Source organism: Polaribacter porphyrae (assembly GCF_002954685.1).
Classification (GTDB): domain Bacteria; phylum Bacteroidota; class Bacteroidia; order Flavobacteriales; family Flavobacteriaceae; genus Polaribacter; species Polaribacter porphyrae.
This window is the reverse complement of record NZ_MSCN01000001.1, coordinates 1,514,757-1,531,894: the sequence shown is the minus strand read 5'-3', so window position 1 is coordinate 1,531,894 and position 17,138 is coordinate 1,514,757. Positions and strand designations below refer to the sequence as shown.

At 27.9% G+C, this 17,138-nt stretch carries 14 protein-coding genes and 3 tRNA genes; 11 read left to right on the top strand and 6 right to left on the bottom strand.

The genetic code is table 11. The features are described 5' to 3' along the window. The first annotated feature begins 223 nt into the window (after positions 1-223). Positions 224-2,728 (top strand): DNA gyrase subunit A, encoded by a 2,505-nt coding sequence (gene gyrA, locus BTO18_RS06885; protein WP_105015519.1) that lies wholly within the window; start codon positions 224-226, stop codon positions 2,726-2,728. Positions 2,729-2,749: 21 nt separating this feature from the next. Next, positions 2,750-3,994, top strand: coding sequence for a tetratricopeptide repeat protein (locus BTO18_RS06880; protein ID WP_105015518.1), 1,245 nt, complete (start codon positions 2,750-2,752; stop codon positions 3,992-3,994). Between the two features lie 52 nt (positions 3,995-4,046). Here BTO18_RS06880 and BTO18_RS06875 read toward each other — a convergent pair whose 3' ends face one another. After that, complete coding sequence (locus BTO18_RS06875; RefSeq protein WP_146106887.1) at positions 4,047-4,817, bottom strand: C40 family peptidase; 771 nt, start codon at positions 4,815-4,817, stop codon at positions 4,047-4,049. Between the two features lie 9 nt (positions 4,818-4,826). Further along, positions 4,827-6,002, bottom strand: a complete 1,176-nt coding sequence (locus BTO18_RS06870; RefSeq protein ID WP_105015517.1) for an acetyl-CoA C-acyltransferase — start codon at positions 6,000-6,002, stop codon at positions 4,827-4,829. A 132-nt stretch (positions 6,003-6,134) separates the two neighbouring features. On the opposite strand from BTO18_RS06870, the gene BTO18_RS06865 reads away from it, so the two are divergent. The 8 genes from BTO18_RS06865 (at position 6,135) to cdaA (ending at position 11,579) form a co-directional block, all read left to right on the top strand. After that, positions 6,135-8,198, top strand: a complete 2,064-nt coding sequence (locus tag BTO18_RS06865; RefSeq protein WP_105015516.1) for an HD family phosphohydrolase — start codon at positions 6,135-6,137, stop codon at positions 8,196-8,198. A gap of 87 nt (positions 8,199-8,285) precedes the next feature. Then, positions 8,286-8,369, top strand: a tRNA-Ser gene (locus BTO18_RS06860). A gap of 11 nt (positions 8,370-8,380) precedes the next feature. After that, positions 8,381-8,455 (top strand) — tRNA-Pro (locus BTO18_RS06855). A 21-nt stretch (positions 8,456-8,476) separates the two neighbouring features. Continuing rightward, positions 8,477-8,550, top strand: a tRNA-Arg gene (locus BTO18_RS06850). A 198-nt stretch (positions 8,551-8,748) separates the two neighbouring features. Then, the gene (locus BTO18_RS06845; RefSeq protein ID WP_105015515.1) at positions 8,749-9,237 is read left to right on the top strand and encodes a hypothetical protein; all 489 of its coding nucleotides are present in this window, start codon (positions 8,749-8,751) and stop codon (positions 9,235-9,237) included. A 37-nt stretch (positions 9,238-9,274) separates the two neighbouring features. Continuing rightward, positions 9,275-10,009 (top strand): DJ-1/PfpI family protein, encoded by a 735-nt coding sequence (locus BTO18_RS06840; RefSeq protein ID WP_105015514.1) that lies wholly within the window; start codon positions 9,275-9,277, stop codon positions 10,007-10,009. 147 nt (positions 10,010-10,156) lie between these two features. Next, positions 10,157-10,759, top strand: coding sequence for an ExbD/TolR family protein (locus BTO18_RS06835; protein ID WP_105015513.1), 603 nt, complete (start codon positions 10,157-10,159; stop codon positions 10,757-10,759). 43 nt (positions 10,760-10,802) lie between these two features. After that, positions 10,803-11,579 carry a diadenylate cyclase CdaA gene (gene cdaA, locus BTO18_RS06830; RefSeq protein WP_105015512.1) on the top strand — a complete coding sequence of 259 codons (777 nt, stop codon included), beginning with the start codon at positions 10,803-10,805 and terminating at the stop codon, positions 11,577-11,579. 52 nt (positions 11,580-11,631) lie between these two features. Here the strand turns inward: cdaA and BTO18_RS06825 are convergent, their stop codons facing one another. The 3 genes from BTO18_RS06825 to truA all read right to left on the bottom strand — a co-directional run bounded on the left by BTO18_RS06825 (position 11,632) and on the right by truA (position 14,708). Then, complete coding sequence (locus tag BTO18_RS06825; RefSeq protein WP_105015511.1) at positions 11,632-12,084, bottom strand: hypothetical protein; 453 nt, start codon at positions 12,082-12,084, stop codon at positions 11,632-11,634. Positions 12,085-12,212: 128 nt separating this feature from the next. Further along, positions 12,213-13,979, bottom strand: a complete 1,767-nt coding sequence (locus BTO18_RS06820) for an ABC transporter ATP-binding protein (protein WP_105015510.1) — start codon at positions 13,977-13,979, stop codon at positions 12,213-12,215. A gap of 3 nt (positions 13,980-13,982) precedes the next feature. Further along, positions 13,983-14,708, bottom strand: coding sequence for a tRNA pseudouridine(38-40) synthase TruA (gene truA, locus BTO18_RS06815; protein WP_105015509.1), 726 nt, complete (start codon positions 14,706-14,708; stop codon positions 13,983-13,985). Positions 14,709-14,807: 99 nt separating this feature from the next. Between truA and BTO18_RS06810 the strand changes: the two genes are divergently transcribed. Beyond that, on the top strand, positions 14,808-15,305 hold the full coding sequence (locus tag BTO18_RS06810; protein WP_105015508.1) for a metallophosphoesterase family protein: 498 nt from the start codon (positions 14,808-14,810) through the stop codon (positions 15,303-15,305). Here the strand turns inward: BTO18_RS06810 and BTO18_RS06805 are convergent. Beyond that, positions 15,280-17,115, bottom strand: coding sequence for a tetratricopeptide repeat-containing sensor histidine kinase (locus BTO18_RS06805; RefSeq protein ID WP_105015507.1), 1,836 nt, complete (start codon positions 17,113-17,115; stop codon positions 15,280-15,282). The genes BTO18_RS06810 and BTO18_RS06805 overlap by 26 nt on opposite strands. Positions 17,116-17,138: the final 23 nt, after the last annotated feature.

Genomic DNA, 17,138 nt, shown 5'->3' with positions numbered 1-17,138 from the left:
TGTGAGATTATTACAAAAAAGATGCCATTGATAAAAAATGACATTTTGACTATACTGACAAGGTAGAAAACTATTGTAAATCAAGCAAATAAATAGCTGTTAAAAATTATTAAAAAATGTTGATAACTCTAGGTTTTGTAAGTGGGTAAAACCTTTGTAAATACTAGAAGAAATAGTATCTTGCCTTGTTTTAAAATAATGATTAAATTTAACTAATAAATATATGGCAGAAGGCGAAAAGTTAATTCCTATTAACATAGAAGAGCAGATGAAATCTGCATACATTGATTATTCAATGTCAGTTATAGTATCAAGAGCATTACCAGATGTTAGAGATGGTTTAAAACCTGTTCACAGAAGAGTTTTATATGGTATGCATGAGTTAGGAATTAAAGCAACAGGAGCGTATAAGAAATCAGCAAGAATTGTTGGTGAGGTTTTAGGTAAATATCATCCTCATGGAGATACATCTGTGTACGATTCTATGGTAAGAATGGCACAAGATTGGAGTGTTCGATATATGATGGTTGATGGGCAAGGAAATTTTGGTTCAGTAGATGGAGATTCTCCTGCAGCAATGCGTTATACAGAGGTAAGAATGCAGAAAATATCAGAAGAAATGTTGTCTGATATTGAAAAAGAAACTGTTGATCATCGTTTAAATTTTGATGATACATTACAAGAACCAACAGTATTGCCTACTCGTATTCCTAATTTATTGGTTAATGGAGCTTCTGGTATTGCAGTTGGTATGGCTACAAATATGGCGCCTCATAACTTAACAGAAGTCATAGATGGTACAGTTGCATACATACAAAATAGAGATATTGAGATTGATGAATTGATGCAACATGTTAAAGCTCCTGATTTTCCAACAGGTGGAATTATTTATGGTTATGATGGGGTTAGAGATGCTTTTCATACTGGTCGTGGACGTATTGTAATGCGTGCTAAAGCCAACATTGAAGAAGTTAAAGGACGTGAATGTATCATTGTTACAGAAATACCATATCAAGTTAACAAAGCTGATATGATTAAGAAAACTGCTGATTTAGTTAATGAGAAAAAATTAGTTGGTATTGCTAACATTAGAGATGAATCAGATAGAAACGGAATGCGTATTGTTTACGTTTTAAAGCGTGATGCAATCCCAAATATAGTTTTAAATAAGTTATTTAAATATACACAATTACAAACCTCTTTTAGTGTAAATAATATTGCATTAGTTAAAGGGAAGCCAGAGCAATTAAACTTAAAGCAACTAATTCATCATTTTGTAGATCACAGGCACGAAGTTGTCGTTAGAAGAACACAATATGAACTTAAAAAAGCAGAAGCTAGAGCTCATATTTTAGAAGGATTAATTATTGCATCTGATAATATTGATGAAGTTATCGCTTTAATTCGAGGTTCTAAAAATGCCGATGAAGCTCGTGAAAAATTGATTGAACGCTTTGAACTGACAGAAATTCAGGCAAAAGCAATAGTTGAGATGCGATTGCGTCAGTTAACAGGACTAGAGCAAGATAAGTTAAGAGCAGAGTTTGAAGAAATTATGTTGACTATTGCTGACTTAAAAGATATTTTAGATAATGAGCCAAGACGTTATCAAATTATTACAGATGAATTACTGAAAATTAAAGAAAAATATGGCGATGAGCGTAGATCTGTTATAGAATATGCAGGTGGAGATATGCGTATTGAAGATATGATACCAAATACAAAAGTGGTAGTTACTATCTCGAATGCTGGTTATTTAAAACGAACCAACCTTGATGAATACAAAGTTCAGAATAGGGGAGGAAGAGGACAAAAAGGAGCAACAACAAGAAATGAAGATTTCCTTGAACATCTTTTTGTTGGAACCAACCATCAATATATGTTGTTTTTTACCCAAAAGGGTAAAGTATTTTGGATGCGTGTTTTTGAAATTCCTGAAGGTGGTAAAAATACCAAAGGTAGAGCTATGCAAAACCTTATTAATATCGAACAAGATGATAGCGTAAAAGCTTTTCTTGTAACTCAAGACTTAAAAGATGAAGATTATGTAAATAATCACTATGTAATTATGGCTACTAAAAAAGGTCAGGTTAAAAAGACATCTTTAGAACAATATTCACGTCCTAGGACTAATGGTATTAATGCAATTACGATTAAAGAAGGTGATGAATTATTAGAAGCAAAATTAACCACAGGTGATAGCCAAGTAATGCTAGCGTTGAAATCTGGTAAAGCAATTCGCTTTGAAGAAGCAAAAACAAGACCAATGGGAAGAACTGCATCTGGAGTTAGAGGTATTACACTTCAGCATGAAAATGATGAGGTAATAGGTATGGTTGCTGTAAATGATATGGAAAGTAATATTCTTGTAGTTTCTGAAAAAGGATATGGAAAACGTTCTGATTTAGAAGACTATAGAATCACTAATAGAGGAGGTAAAGGGGTGAAGACTTTGAATATATCAGAAAAAACAGGTAATTTAGTGGCCATAAAAAATGTTGATGATAAAAACGATTTAATGATTATTAACAAATCTGGGTTAATAATTAGAATGGCTGTTGAAGATTTACGTGTTATGGGGCGTGCAACACAGGGTGTAAAACTAATCAACATTAAAGAAGATGATAGTATAGCTGCTGTCGCAAAAGTTGTTAAAGATGAGGATTCTGATAATGATTCAGATTCTGGCATGGAAATTGAAAATGGTTCAAATGAAAATCAAGAATAAATTAAATTAACAATCAATAAAATGAAAAAACAAATAATAACAATCTCTTTAGGGCTAATGTCAATTGGTTTATTTGCTCAAAAAAGTGAATTAAAAACAGTTGAAAAAGCACTAAAGAAAAATGATTTCTCAACAGCAATATCCACTATAAAATCATTAGATGCGATGGAGGCTAATATGGAACCTAAATACAAAGCAAAGTATTATTTTTTGAAAGGAAAAGCTTATTCTAAAAGTGATTTAAAAACTGCAGCTGATGCATTTAATAAATTGTTTAGTTATGAAAAAGAAATTGGTAAATCTAAATATACAAAAGATGCTCAACCAATGCTTAATCAAGTAATTCAAGATGTATCAAATAAAGCTATTAATCAATATAATGCTAAAAATTACAAAGAAGCTACAGAAAATTTTTATCTAACGTATAAATTAAGCCCTGTTGATACATCATTTTTATTTAACGCTGCCACAAGTGCATTTATCTCAAAAGATTATGAGACCTCACTAAAATTCTATAAAGAATTACAAGATATTGGATATTCAGGCATAACTACTCAATATTTTGCTGTGATTAAAGATTCTGGTAAAAAAGAAAATGTTGGAAGTTTATCAAATCAAAAAACTTACGTAAGGTTAGGTACTCATATTAATCCTACAACAGAAACAACAGAGTCTAAACAAGGAGATATTGTAAAAAATATAGGATATAATTTAATTAATTTAGGTAAAACTGATGAAGCTATAGTTGCTATTCAAGAAGCTAGAAAATCAAATCCAAAAGATATTGATTTACTGTTAAATGAAGCACAATTATATATTAAATTAGAAAAGATGGATAAATTTGGAGAACTTATGCAAGAAGCGATTAAATTAGATCCTAATAACCCAACCCTTTTTTTTAATTTGGGAGTAGTTAATCAAAATGAGAAAAAGAAAGATGAAGCTATTAAATATTACAAAAAAGCAATTGAACTAAAACCCGATTATACTGATGCTTATATGAATTTAGCAATTGCAATTCTTTCTGAAGAACAATCAATCGTTGAAGAGATGAATAAAAATTTATCAAATTTTAAAAAATATGATGAATTAGAAAAAAAACAGAAAGATTTATATAAAGAAGCTTTGCCTTATTTGGAAAAAGCAGATAGTTTAGGTAGATCCTATGATACAGTTAAATCTCTACTAAATATATATGATGTATTAGAAATGACTGAAAAAGCTAATGCTTTAAGACCAGTTTACAAAAAACTACGTAATCAATAATTTATCAAGTCATTCAAATTAAAAAATCCGAAACTATTAAGCTTCGGATTTTTTATATCATTTTTTTTATGACTCTTAATTTATGAGTATGTTTTTGTAAATCGGCATTAAAGATTCCACTATGATCTAGTGTGTCTATTCTAACTTTACCATGTGCATGAATAATATGATAGTCTTTTAATATAATACCAACGTGAATAATTTCTCCTTCTTCATCATCAAAAAAAGCTAAATCACCAGGTTCACTTTCTTCAATAAAACTTAATACTTCGCCTTGTGTAGCTTGAGCTCTAGCATCTCGAAAAAGTTGATACCCACATAACTTATACACCATTTGAGTAAATCCAGAACAATCAATTCCAAAAGGTGTTTTTCCTCCCCATAAAAAAGGAGTATTTAAATATGTAAAAGCTTTCTGAATAATCTCGCTTTTAGGTAGTTTATCATAGCAAGTTTTACCATCAAAATTGAATATCATTTTGTTAATAGAAAAGCTTTTATTAGTAAAGAAAGGTAATCTAGATCCTAAAGGAATTGTAATTAAATCATTAGAATTACTAGTTATAAAATCTATAATTTCACTTGAATAAATATTCTCTTTTTCTGAAAGTTTGTTGAATAATTGTTCAGAAATTTCTTCAAATTGTTTGTTATCAATATATCCTTCATATCCATCAAAGAAAACCTTTATTTTACTCCAACTTTTATCTTTTTCTAGAATGCTAAAATGTTCACCAAACAACAATTGACTTATCATTTCTGATGTATCATTTGCAGAAGCTCTAATTGGAACAATACCAAGATTACAAATTCCGTATAACAAACTTTATATTTAAATTCTTTTTAAAACTAGTGCACTAGCTCCACCACCACCATTACAAATGGCAGCAGCACCTATTTTAGCGTTATTTTGTTTTAAAATAGATGTTAAAGCGATTACAATTCTTGCACCAGAAACCCCTAAAGGATGTCCAAGAGAAACTGCACCACCATTTATATTTACTCTATTCTTATTTAGGTTTAAAATTTTCATATTTGCCAAACCAACAATAGAAAAAGCTTCGTTAAGTTCAAAATAATCAACATCATTAATAGAAATGTTTGCTTTTGCCAATGCTTTTGGTAAAGCTTTAGCAGGTGCAGTTGTAAACCATTTTGGTTCATGAGCTGCATCAGCATAACTAACTATTTTTGCTAGTGGTTTCAAATTTAATTCATCTGCTTTTTCAGCAGACATTAAAATTAATGCTGCACCACCATCATTTATAGTAGATGCATTAGCTGCTGTTACTGTACCATCTTTTGAGAAAGCTGGTCTTAAAGCAGGAATTTTTTCTATTTTAACATTTTTATATTCCTCATCTTCAGAAAAAATAACTGGCTCTCCTCTTCTTTGAGGAATTTCAACTGATACAATTTCATCGTCAAATTTACCTTCTTTCCAAGCTTTTGCAGATCTATTATAAGATTCTATTGCAAAATTATCCTGATCTTCTCTAGTAAATTCGTATTCTGTTGCACAAGCATCAGCACAAACCCCCATAGCAACTTTATCATAAGCATCAACTAAACCATCTTTTTGCATACCATCTTCTATGGTTATTGGTCCAAATTTACTTCCTTTTCTCGCATGTTGATAGTGAGGAATCATACTCATGTTTTCCATTCCACCAGCAATAACAATATCAGCATCACCCAAAGCTATAGTTTGTGCTGCTAACATTATCGACTTCATTCCTGAAGCACAAACTTTATTTATAGTTGTACAAGGCACAGTATCTGGAATTCCAGCATGAATTGCTGCTTGTCTAGCAGGAGCTTGTCCTAAACCTGCAGAAACAACATTACCCATAAAAACTTCTTCAACTTCATTAGGGGGTAAGTTTATCTTTTTTAATGCTCCTTTTATGGCAGATGCACCAAGAATGGTTGCAGGTATAGATGATAAACTTCCTAAAAAGCTTCCAATAGGTGTTCTTGCGACTGAAACTATTACTACGTCTTTCATATAAGGTATGTTTTTTGGGAATAAATTTATTCTTCAAAAATAACCAAATTATATCAAAACAAAATCTTAATAATTGTTGAATTTTTAAGCTTCATATTTTTAGTGTAAGTTTGTTGAAATTAGAGGTAAGGTATGAGTGAAATCGTAAATAAAATATATAGAAATAACACTATTATTTATAAGGTAATTTTATTTTTAATTACAACAGTAGCTATTGTTTATTTGTTTCCAAAAGGTGTTCAATTTAAATATGATTTTGAGAATGGGCAATTATGGAAGTACGATAACTTATATGCACCTTTTGATTTTGCTATTCAAAAAACAGAAGATGAAATAGCAAGCGAAAAAAAAGAAATAGAAGAAAATTCAAAAAAATATTTCTTATACAACGTTGAAATCGTTAATAAGGTTAATAAGGATTATAAGGATAAATTTCCACAAGCAAAACTTATCGATTCGTTAGAAATTAATAAAATTTTAGCTCTTGAAAAAGATGGGCAGAATATATTAAATATAGTATATGAAACTGGTTTTTTAGAAGTTGTAAGCGAGGGAGTTGTATCTAGAAAAGATGAAATTATTGCACTAAAAAAGGATAATGAAGTTCAAGATATTTTATTTAAAAACTTGTTTACCTCTAAAGATGTTTTATCAATCATCAAAGAGAGCTTAGGTAATGAACCTTTTTCTTACGGGCAAAAAGAAATCTTAAATTACCTCGCAGGCATAATAAAACCTAATGTGTCTTATGATAATGCATTCACTAAAAAAATTATTAACAAAGAGATTGAAAATATATCATACACAAAAGGTAAAGTTTCTGAAGGAGAACTTATAGTTTTAAAAGGAGATATTGTTGAAGGTAAAAAATTAGCAATCCTAAATTCTTTAAAAAGTGAATCAGAATCTAAAGTATGGACAGATTCTAATTACAATTGGATTGTTTTTGGATATACAATATTAGTATCACTTGCTTTATTGATGTTGCTTTTGTTTCTTCATAAAAATAGAATAGAAATTTATAAAAACAACAGTAAAATAACATTTATATTCTTTAATGTTTTAGCTATCATTTTTATTCAAACTTTAGTTGTAAAGTATAACTCTGATTATTTATATGTTGTACCATTAAGTGTTTTACCTATCATCTTAAAAGCCTTTTTTGATGCAAGATTAGGTTTATTTACGCATGTATTAACAGTTTTATTGTTGGGTTATATTGTACCAAATAGCTTTGAGTTTATTTATTTACATATTATAGCAGGTATTGTAACAATTTTAACAGTATCAGAACTTTATAAAAGAGCTAATTTATTTATTTCTGTGGCTCAAATTACATTGATATATATGATTACTTATTTTGCATTTTCTATTATAAGAGAAGGAAATGCATCACAAATAAACTGGTATTATTTTTCACATTTTGCTATTAATGGGTTGCTTTCATTTTTATCTATTATACTAATATATATTTATGAAAAAGTTTTTGGTTTAGTATCTGATGTTACTTTATTAGAATTATCAAATACGAACACAAAACTTTTAAGAGAATTAAATGAAAAAGCGCCGGGTACATTTCAACATTCTATGCAGGTTGCTAATTTAGCAGAAGCTGCTGCTAATGAAATAGGAGCAAACTCAATGTTAGTAAGAACAGGAGCATTATATCATGATATTGGTAAAATGGTAAACCCAATGTATTTTACAGAAAACCAAACAACAGGTGTTAATCCTCATAATGATTTGTCTCCTCAAGACAGTGCTAATATTATTATAAATCATGTAATAAATGGTACAGAAATTGCAAAAAAGTATAAGCTGCCAGATAGAATTATAGACTTTATAAGAACACATCATGGAACAAGCACAACGTACTATTTTTATAAAAAAGAACAAGATGACAATTTAGAGACAGAGGTTGATACAAAAAAATTTCAATATAAAGGACCAATCCCTTTTTCTAAAGAAACAGCGATATTAATGATGTGTGATGCAGCAGAAGCAGCTTCTAAAAGTTTAAAAAACCCAACAGCAATTTCTATAGAAAATTTATTAGAGAAAATTATTGAAGGACAAATGTCGAATAATCAATTTTTAAATTCTGATATTACTTTTAGGGAGATAGAATTAATAAAAAAAGTGATAAAAAATAAATTAATGAACATTTACCATTTACGAGTTGAATATCCTGAATAAAAAAAACAAAAAATCTTGGTAAATTGTAATTGTAATATTACATTTGCACTCGCAATTTATTTTGACAGTTTAAGTTCAAAATTTTTCGGAGAGGTGGCAGAGTGGTAATGCAGCAGATTGCTAATCTGTCGACCTTTTTTGGTCGCCAGGGTTCGAGTCCCTGTCTCTCCGCAAAATTGCTTCGGGGTGTAGCGTAGCCCGGTTATCGCGCCGCGTTTGGGACGCGGAGGTCGCAGGTTCGAATCCTGCCACCCCGACTTTTTAAGAGTTACTTTACTGGTCGCGTAGCTCAGCTGGATAGAGCATCTGCCTTCTAAGCAGACGGTCACAGGTTCGAATCCTGTCGCGATCACATAAAGCTTCACAGAAATGTGAGGCTTTTTTGTTTCCTTAAACTATCTATTTAATAATCAATAAATATTAAATTAAAGATTATATGTACTTATCTATATCAAATACACTATTCATCTACACAAGAATTTTATTAATCGAAGTAAATTAAATCAACTACTTATTTATTAGATATTTGAATAATAATTAAAATATTCTCATGAAAACCCTTAAAATTATATCGATTTCAGTATTTATATTTTTTAGTAATATATCACTTGATAAAAATGAAAAGAAAATACTAAATGAATTTTCTATAGAAAATAAGAAAAATTTAAATGAATTATTATTACAAAATCAACTTGGATGCAGACCTCAAACGAAAGTTAAATTTTATATCGAAACAGAAATTATCAAAAAACAAAGAGGATTTAATATCGTTGAAACGAAAATATTTGTATTAGATAAATTTTCTGGGAAAAATAATTTGTTAACGAGAAATAATATTTTAATGCTAAATTATGAGGATACAGTAATAGATTTTAACATAGAAACAGAAAATTCTATTTTAATAAATGGCGATAGAATTTTAACATCAGATAAAAACACTCCTTTTTCTTTAACTGAACTTATGAAGTTTGAGGAGATAGCAATATCTTATAATGCTTCTAAAAATAAACTATTAAAAAGAATTAATAACAAGATATAATTTTCTTTTATTGTATATTCAGTTGAAATAATATCTTATGAAGTATATCTGTTTATTCTGTATAATTGTTTTTGCAGTTAGTTGTCAAGCTAAAAAAGAAGAAGTACAAGAGAAGACTCTGAAAGTTAAAAGTTTTTCAAATCTTATTAAAGATGGATATAATGTAGCTTTCTTAATTATGGATGGCACTTATAATACTGAATTAACTGCTCCTTTTGATATTTTTCAACATACTATTTTTAGAGAAAATATAAAAGCTATGAATGTGTTTACTGTTGCAAATACTAGTAAATCTATTACCACTTTTGAAGGAATGCGAATCATTCCTGATTTTAATTATCTTAAAGATTCACTACCAAAAATTGATATTTTGGTTATTCCTTCTGCTGAACATCATTTAGATTCTGATTTAGAAGATATAGCAATGCTAGATTTTGTAAAGAAAGTAGATAAAGAAGCTACTTTTGTGACTTCGCATTGTGATGGTGCTTTTGTATTAGCAAAAGCAGGATTATTAAAGAATACTGTTTCTACAACTTTTCCTTCAGATATTGATAAAATGAGAATAATGTTTCCTGATTTAGATATTAGAAAAGAAGTTCTTTTTGTTCATGATAATAAATATATTACTTCTGTTGGTGGTGCAAAGTCTTTTGAAGCTTCCTTATATTTATGCGAATTATTATACGGAAAAAAAATAGCAAAATCTTTAGCAAAAGGTTTAGTTATTGATTGGGATTTAGAAAAAATTCCTCATTTAATTATCAAATAAAACTTGATATTCTTACTCTGGCATTCTTTTTGTTAAATAAATGTTAACACCAAAACTCGCCTAGTTAAACTTTAAAACTTCTTTCTGATTTTTTATCAGAAGAAAGAGAGTTAAAACAAATTTATTCACTTTTAAAAACTAGGTATTATGAGTAGAAAAGAATCACCAGAAATTAATGCAGGCTCAATGGCAGATATTGCATTTCTATTACTAATTTTCTTTTTAGTAACAACAACTATGAATGTTGAATCAGGAATTCTACGTAAAATTCCAAAAAAAGATAAAATATCTTCAACATTAATAATTCATGATAGAAATATTCTTGAGGTTTATATCAATTCAAAAAATAAAATTATGGTTGATAAAAATGAAATTTCATTAGAAAACTTAACAGAATTAGCTATTGATTTTATTGATAATGGAGGTGGTTTAGATCAAAATAAAAATAATTGTGATTGGTGTGAAGGCGAAAAGTTAGCAACACTTTCAGATCATCCATCAAAAGCATTTATTTCTTTAAAAACAGATAGAAATACTTCTTATAAAACTTATATTTCTACGATTGATAATATAAATGCAAGTTACACTCATTTAAGAAATAAAATTGCAGTAAAATTATTTCAACAAAATTATAGCAGTCTATTAGATGATTTTAAGAAATCTAACTTTAAAGACAAAATACTAGAAAATAAAATTAAAATAGTTCGTGATAAATATCCATTATTACTTTCTGATGATGAACTAAAATAATAATCAAATTTATTAGTACATTTACGAAAATCAATCTTTGTAAATGTTAGATTTTATCGAGTTTTCTTTTTTAGATGCATTAGATATTTTACTTGTAGCGATATTGCTATATTATATTTACAAGCTTTTAAAAGGTACAGTTGCAATAAATATTGTAATAGGAATTGCTATTATTTTTGCTATTTGGAAAATTACTGAAGCTCTTAAAATGCAAATGTTAAGCAATATTTTAGGTACACTTTTAGGTGGTGGAGTTATTGCATTAATAATTGTTTTTCAACAAGAAATTAGGAAATTTTTATTAATGGTTGGCACAACCAATTTTTCAAATAAACGTAGTTTTTTTAATCAACTTAAATTTTTGAAATCAGAAATTGGGTCAGAAATTAATACAGAAGTTTTGGTAAAAGCATGTAATAATATGTCAAAAACTAAAACAGGAGCTTTAATTGTTATTGAACGTACTAATAATTTAGATTTTTTAATTAGTACAGGTGATGCCATGAATGCTCTTATAAACGAAGTTATTTTAGAAAGTATTTTTTTTAAAAACAGTCCTTTACATGATGGTGCTACTATTATTAGAGATAATTTTGTGGTAGCAACTAGAGTTGTATTACCTATTTCTGATAGTTCTAAAATACCTTCAAGATTTGGGTTAAGACACAGAGCTGCTATTGGTGTTACAGAAAAAACAGATGCTGTTTGTTTACTTGTTTCTGAAGAAACTGGTGAGATTTCTTATATTAAAGATGGAGAATTTGTATTGTACACTACCCAAGATGAACTGAATGAAAAACTTAAAAAAGATTTGATGTAAACAAAAAAAACTCTCATTTTTGAGAGTTTTAAGATTTTATATTTTAATAACTTTAGTTTTCCAAATCTTTTTCAATTTCATCAGCTTTTGCATCAATTTTATCAATTGTTGCTTTAAAAGATGCTTTTGCTTCAGCACTCAAATTTTTCATAAAAGCTTCACTTTCTTTTGCGAATTTTTCTACTTCTTTTGTAAATTCAGAGTTTTTAATATTTTTAATACCTTTGTCTAGCTGTGTTTTTATGTAACTCGAGTAGTTTTTTAGATGAGCCTCTGCTTTTTCATCATTTAATTCAGGTATTTTAATGTCATCAAAAGCAGATTTCATATTTTCTTTTACATCATTATAGCCTTCCTTGATATTATTTCCTAAATCATTTATACCATCTTTAGCATTATTACTTATTTCAGAAACTTCTTTATTAACCTCTTTTTTTGTACTTTCTTTACATGAAATTAATACAGTTGATACTGCTAACACAAACACTAATAATATTTTTTTCATAATATGATTTTTAATTAATAATTTTATACAAAAATAAGTTTGAGGTTAGGAAAAAAGTATCCCTATAGAATTATTTTTTAACTCTATTGATAAAAATTTTATTCAGAATAAATGTGTAAGTAATATTTTTAGGAAGCTACGTCTAAACTAAATTGCTTGTCATATAAATTTTTGTAATAGCCATTTTCTTTTTCTAATAACTCTGTATGTGTGCCTTCTTCTACAATTAGTCCTCTATCCATTACAATAATTTTATCAGCCTGCTTTATAGTTGCTAATCTGTGTGCAATAACTATTGATGTTCTATCTTTTGTAATTGTTTCTGTTGCATATTGAATCATTTGCTCTGCATTTGCATCAACAGAAGAAGTTGCTTCATCTAAAATTAAAATGCTAGGTTTGCTCACATAAGCTCTTAAGAAGGCTATGAGCTGTCTTTGTCCAGAAGATAACATTGCACCTCTTTCTTTTACATTATAGTGATAACCATTGGGTAAAGTCATAATAAAATCATGAATACCAATTTGTTTTGCAGCTTTTTCAACATCTTCTAGGGTGATATTTTCATCTTTTAGAGTGATATTATTTAGGATGGAATCAGAAAACAAGAAAACATCTTGTAGTACAATAGCTATTTCATTGCGTAAACTGTCAAGTGTATATTCATCAACAGAAATATTATCAACTAAAATTTTACCACTATCAATTTCGTAAAAACGATTGATAAGATTTATAATTGTTGATTTTCCTGCCCCAGTTGCTCCGACTATTGCTATGGTTTGTCCACTTTTTACTTCTAGATTAATTCCTTTTAAAACTTCTTCATCTTGTGTATAACTAAAACGAACATTTTTAAAACTAATATTACCCACTAAATTTTTAGCAATTTTAGTACCGTTTTTGGCAATTGAACTATGTGTATCTATTACTTTGAAAACACGTTCGCCAGCTACAATTCCCATTTGTAATTGGTTAAATTTATCAGCAATTTGACGTAAAGGCCTAAATAACATTTGTGCAAATTGTATGAATCCCATAATCATTCCAACCGAAACTCCAGAGTTTTGCACCACTTGTCCTCCTCCAAACCAAACTAGTAAACCTATACCAATAGAAGATAAAATTTCTGCAATTGGAAAAAAAACTGAATAGTACCAAATTGTTTTTATATGTGCCTTTTTATGTTTTTCATTAATATCAACAAAATTTTGATATTCAATTTTTTCTCTATTAAAGAGTTGTACAATTTTCATCCCAGTAACTCGCTCTTGTACAAAACCATTTAAGTTAGCTACTTGGTTTCTAACTTCTTGAAATGTAGCTTTTATAGCTACTTGAAATAATTTTGTTGCATAAATTAATATTGGTAAAATGGCTAACGTTATTAAGGCTAGTTTCCAATTTAGTACTAACATTATAATTGTTACTGCTAGCATTTTTAAAATATCACTTAAAATGGTAAATACACCATTGCTAAAAAAAGCGGCTATAGTCTCAATATCAGAAACTACTCTAGTGACTAATCTGCCAACAGAGTTTTTATCAAAATAAGTCATTTTAAACTCTAAAATATGTTTAAATATTTTGATTCTAATATCTCTGATAATGTGTTGCCCAACCCAATTTGCAAAATAGATGAATGTAAATTGTAGTAATACTTCAATAATTAGAACTCCTAGCATTAATAAAGTGTAGTTTAATAATCCAACTTTATCTTTAGAGAGGATATATTCATCTACTGTATTTATTAAAATATAAGGCGATAATACAGAAAATAAAGCTAAAAGTATGGTAGATGAAGCTGCTATAAAAAAATACAACTTATAGCGTTTTGCAAAAGACATGAGTCTTGAGAAAATTTCTATGTCGAAAGCATTACCCGATTTTTCTGCCAAAATTTAATATTTTATTTTTGTTAAAAATAAGCCTTTTGCAGGGACTGACAATCCTGCATTACTACGATTTTTACTTTCAATGATTTCTTTAAAATCATTTATAGTTATTTTACCCAAACCAACATCTAGTAAGGTGCCCACAATTGCTCTAACCATATTTCTTAAAAATCTGTTTGCTGATATATGGAAGGTCAAATCATCATTTTTTTGAATCCAAATTGCTTCTGTAATATCACAATTAAAAGTATAAACTTCTGTTTTTACTTTAGAGAAAGATTCAAAATCTGTATACTTTAATAATAATTTAGCTGCATCATTCATCAATTTTACATTAGGTTTTTGAGAATGAATTTGCCAAGAAAAATCTAGTAAAAAAGGATTTCTACCCAGCCAAATTTTATATTCATAACTTCTAGATATTGCATCGAAACGTGCATGTTTGTTGTTGTCTACAAGAAAAACCTTGTACACAGTAATATCATTTGGTAAAATAGAATTCAATTTAAAAACTATCTCTTTCTCTAAAGGTTCTGTAGAATCAAAATGGGCAAACATCTGTTTTGCATGAACCCCTGTATCTGTTCTACCTGCACCTACAACTTGAATATCTTTTTGATAAAGAGTACTTAAAGCGTTATTTAGTTTTTCTTGTACAGAAATAGCATCTGGTTGAATTTGCCAACCATGATAATTTTTTCCATTGTAAGAAAGTTCTATAAAATACCTCAAAAAATTTATCTGTTTAAAGACATCAAAATTAAGCATTTTATTTAGGAATACTTATTTTTGAATCTTATAGAGACGTTAATATTTACTTCAAAAAGAATAATGAAGAAAATTTTATTATTATCAGATACACATGGTTTTATTGATAATCAGATTTTAAAGTTTGTAAAACAAGCTGATGAAGTTTGGCATGCAGGAGATATTGGAAATTTAAAAGTTACAGATGCAATAAAAGCCTTAAAACCTTTACGTGCTGTTTTTGGTAATATTGATGATAAAGATATAAGAACAGAGTTTCCTTTAGATAATAAATTTACAGTTGAAGATGTATCAGTTTGGATTACTCATATTGGAGGATATCCATATAAATACAAACCAAGAATTTATGAAGAAATCACAAAAAACCCACCAAAAATATTTATTAGTGGGCATTCTCATATTTTAAAAGTTCAGTTTGATAAAAAACTAAATCTATTACATCTAAATCCTGGTGCAGCTGGTAAACATGGTTTTCATAAAATTAGAACCATGCTACGTTTTCAAGTAGATAAAGGTGATATTAAAAATATGGAAATTATTGAACTAGAGAAGCGTAGTTAGGTTTTTCTTTTTCTACAATTGGTAATTTTACAAATATATTAGTGCCCTTATTCAGAGCAGATTCTATATGAAAAGTACCTTTCATCATCTGAATTCTGGCATCTATTTGATTAATTCCTAAACCTTCCTTATCATTAATTTTTGTTTTATCAAAACCAATACCATCATCTGTTATTGAAATAATTAGTTCGTTATTTTCTTCTTTTAGTTTTATAATAGCATTACTAGCTTTACTATGTTTTAAGATATTATTAATGAACTCATGAGTGATATTATATACTTTTATTTCAAAATTTTGATGATACCTTTTTACATTTTTAATTTCTGTATCTACTTTTAATGAAGAATTAGAATACTTTTCAGCAATATCTCTAATTGCATAATTTAAACCAAATTTTAATAAAACAGACGACACTAAAGTGTGGGATAAATCTCTAATTTTATATGTAGCTTCAGAAATTATTTCTTGTGTTTTATCTATCTCTAAAGGAGTATTACCATTAAACTGTTTTCTGGTTGCTTGCAAATGTAAGTTTGCAGACGACAAAAGAGCACTAACACTATCATGTAAGGTTTCTGCTATTTTTTTTCTTTCTGATTCCTCACCATCCATTGTAGCGTTAATTATTCTAGTTTTAGCTTCTGATTTAACTTTATCTAGTTCTTTATTTTTTAGAAGTTCAGTTTGCTCTAGTTTTAAAGCCAAGTTTTTTTGTTTTAACTTAAAGAAGTTTAAATAGTAAATTAAAGATATAATAATTACTAGTGATATTATTCCAATAATAATAAATGTTTGTTGATCTTGTAGTCTTTTGTTTTCTTCTTGTTCTAGAAATAATTCTTTTTGAGTATTAAAGTTATATTTACTTTGAATATTTTCTATTATTCCTCGAAATTCTCTTTCTCTTATAGTATCTTCATATTCATAGTATAGTTCTTGAAAATCATAAGCTTTATAATCTTTTAAATTACGCATTGCCCAGGCTAAATTAAAATATAAACTTGCTTTAAACCTTATAGCTTTAGAACTATCATCATTTTTGATTAATTGAATAGCTTTTAAATAAATAGTTTTTGATTTGTCAAAATAATTTTGTGATAAATAAATATTACCAAGATTATTTAGGGTTGACGCAATTTTCAAATTATTCTTATATTTTTCATTAATTTTTAATGCTTTTAATATGTAATATTCAGCTTTATCATAAACTGAATCTGTTTCATAAATTCCAGATAAATTATTGAATGCTGAAGCTTTGAAGATTTCAATTTGTTTATTGAGTGCTGGAATATTCTCTAATTTACTATAATATAATTTAGCACTATCTATATATTTTGTTGATAATTCATTTTCAAGTGCAACAGCTATTTTTTGATAAGTACTACCAATTCTTAAAACCCTAAAAGCCATTTCGGTTTTAGATAAATTTATTTCAGTTTCTTCTTGTTGCTTATTATAATTTTGTAAGGATTTTTTATAATACTTTAGAGATTCTTTAGGGTTATTAGTTTTTCCGTAAATATTACCTAATTCAAAAGATATTTTAGATATCCAATAAAGATCACCTATTTCTATACTTTTATCATAAAGTTTAAGTGATCTTTCTAAAGCGATAGCATATTTTTCATTCTTGTTAAGTCTTAATATTTTATTGAATTCATTTTGAATCAGAGTGTCAATTTGTATAAAAAAAACTGAAGATGCCAATTTTTTTTTAGGGTCATCTTCAGCTATTTCTTTTTTTAAATTATAAGCATTTATATTAATTATAAAGCTTATAAATAAGGTGTTAAAAAAAATATTTTTCAAAAAATTCTATTTAAATAATTCCT

Excerpts from the sequence above, each read along its gene's own strand:
- BTO18_RS06810 (WP_105015508.1), top strand. The coding sequence starts at position 14,808 with ATGAAGAAAATTTTATTATTATCAGATACACATGGTTTTATTGATAAT.
- BTO18_RS06870 (WP_105015517.1), bottom strand. The coding sequence starts at position 6,002 with ATGAAAGACGTAGTAATAGTTTCAGTCGCAAGAACACCTATTGGAAGC.
- cdaA (WP_105015512.1), top strand. The coding sequence starts at position 10,803 with ATGTTAGATTTTATCGAGTTTTCTTTTTTAGATGCATTAGATATTTTA.
- BTO18_RS06825 (WP_105015511.1), bottom strand. The coding sequence starts at position 12,084 with ATGAAAAAAATATTATTAGTGTTTGTGTTAGCAGTATCAACTGTATTA.
- BTO18_RS06865 (WP_105015516.1), top strand. The coding sequence starts at position 6,135 with ATGAGTGAAATCGTAAATAAAATATATAGAAATAACACTATTATTTAT.
- BTO18_RS06845 (WP_105015515.1), top strand. The coding sequence starts at position 8,749 with ATGAAAACCCTTAAAATTATATCGATTTCAGTATTTATATTTTTTAGT.
- BTO18_RS06840 (WP_105015514.1), top strand. The coding sequence starts at position 9,275 with ATGAAGTATATCTGTTTATTCTGTATAATTGTTTTTGCAGTTAGTTGT.
- BTO18_RS06835 (WP_105015513.1), top strand. The coding sequence starts at position 10,157 with ATGAGTAGAAAAGAATCACCAGAAATTAATGCAGGCTCAATGGCAGAT.
- gyrA (WP_105015519.1), top strand. The coding sequence starts at position 224 with ATGGCAGAAGGCGAAAAGTTAATTCCTATTAACATAGAAGAGCAGATG.
- BTO18_RS06880 (WP_105015518.1), top strand. The coding sequence starts at position 2,750 with ATGAAAAAACAAATAATAACAATCTCTTTAGGGCTAATGTCAATTGGT.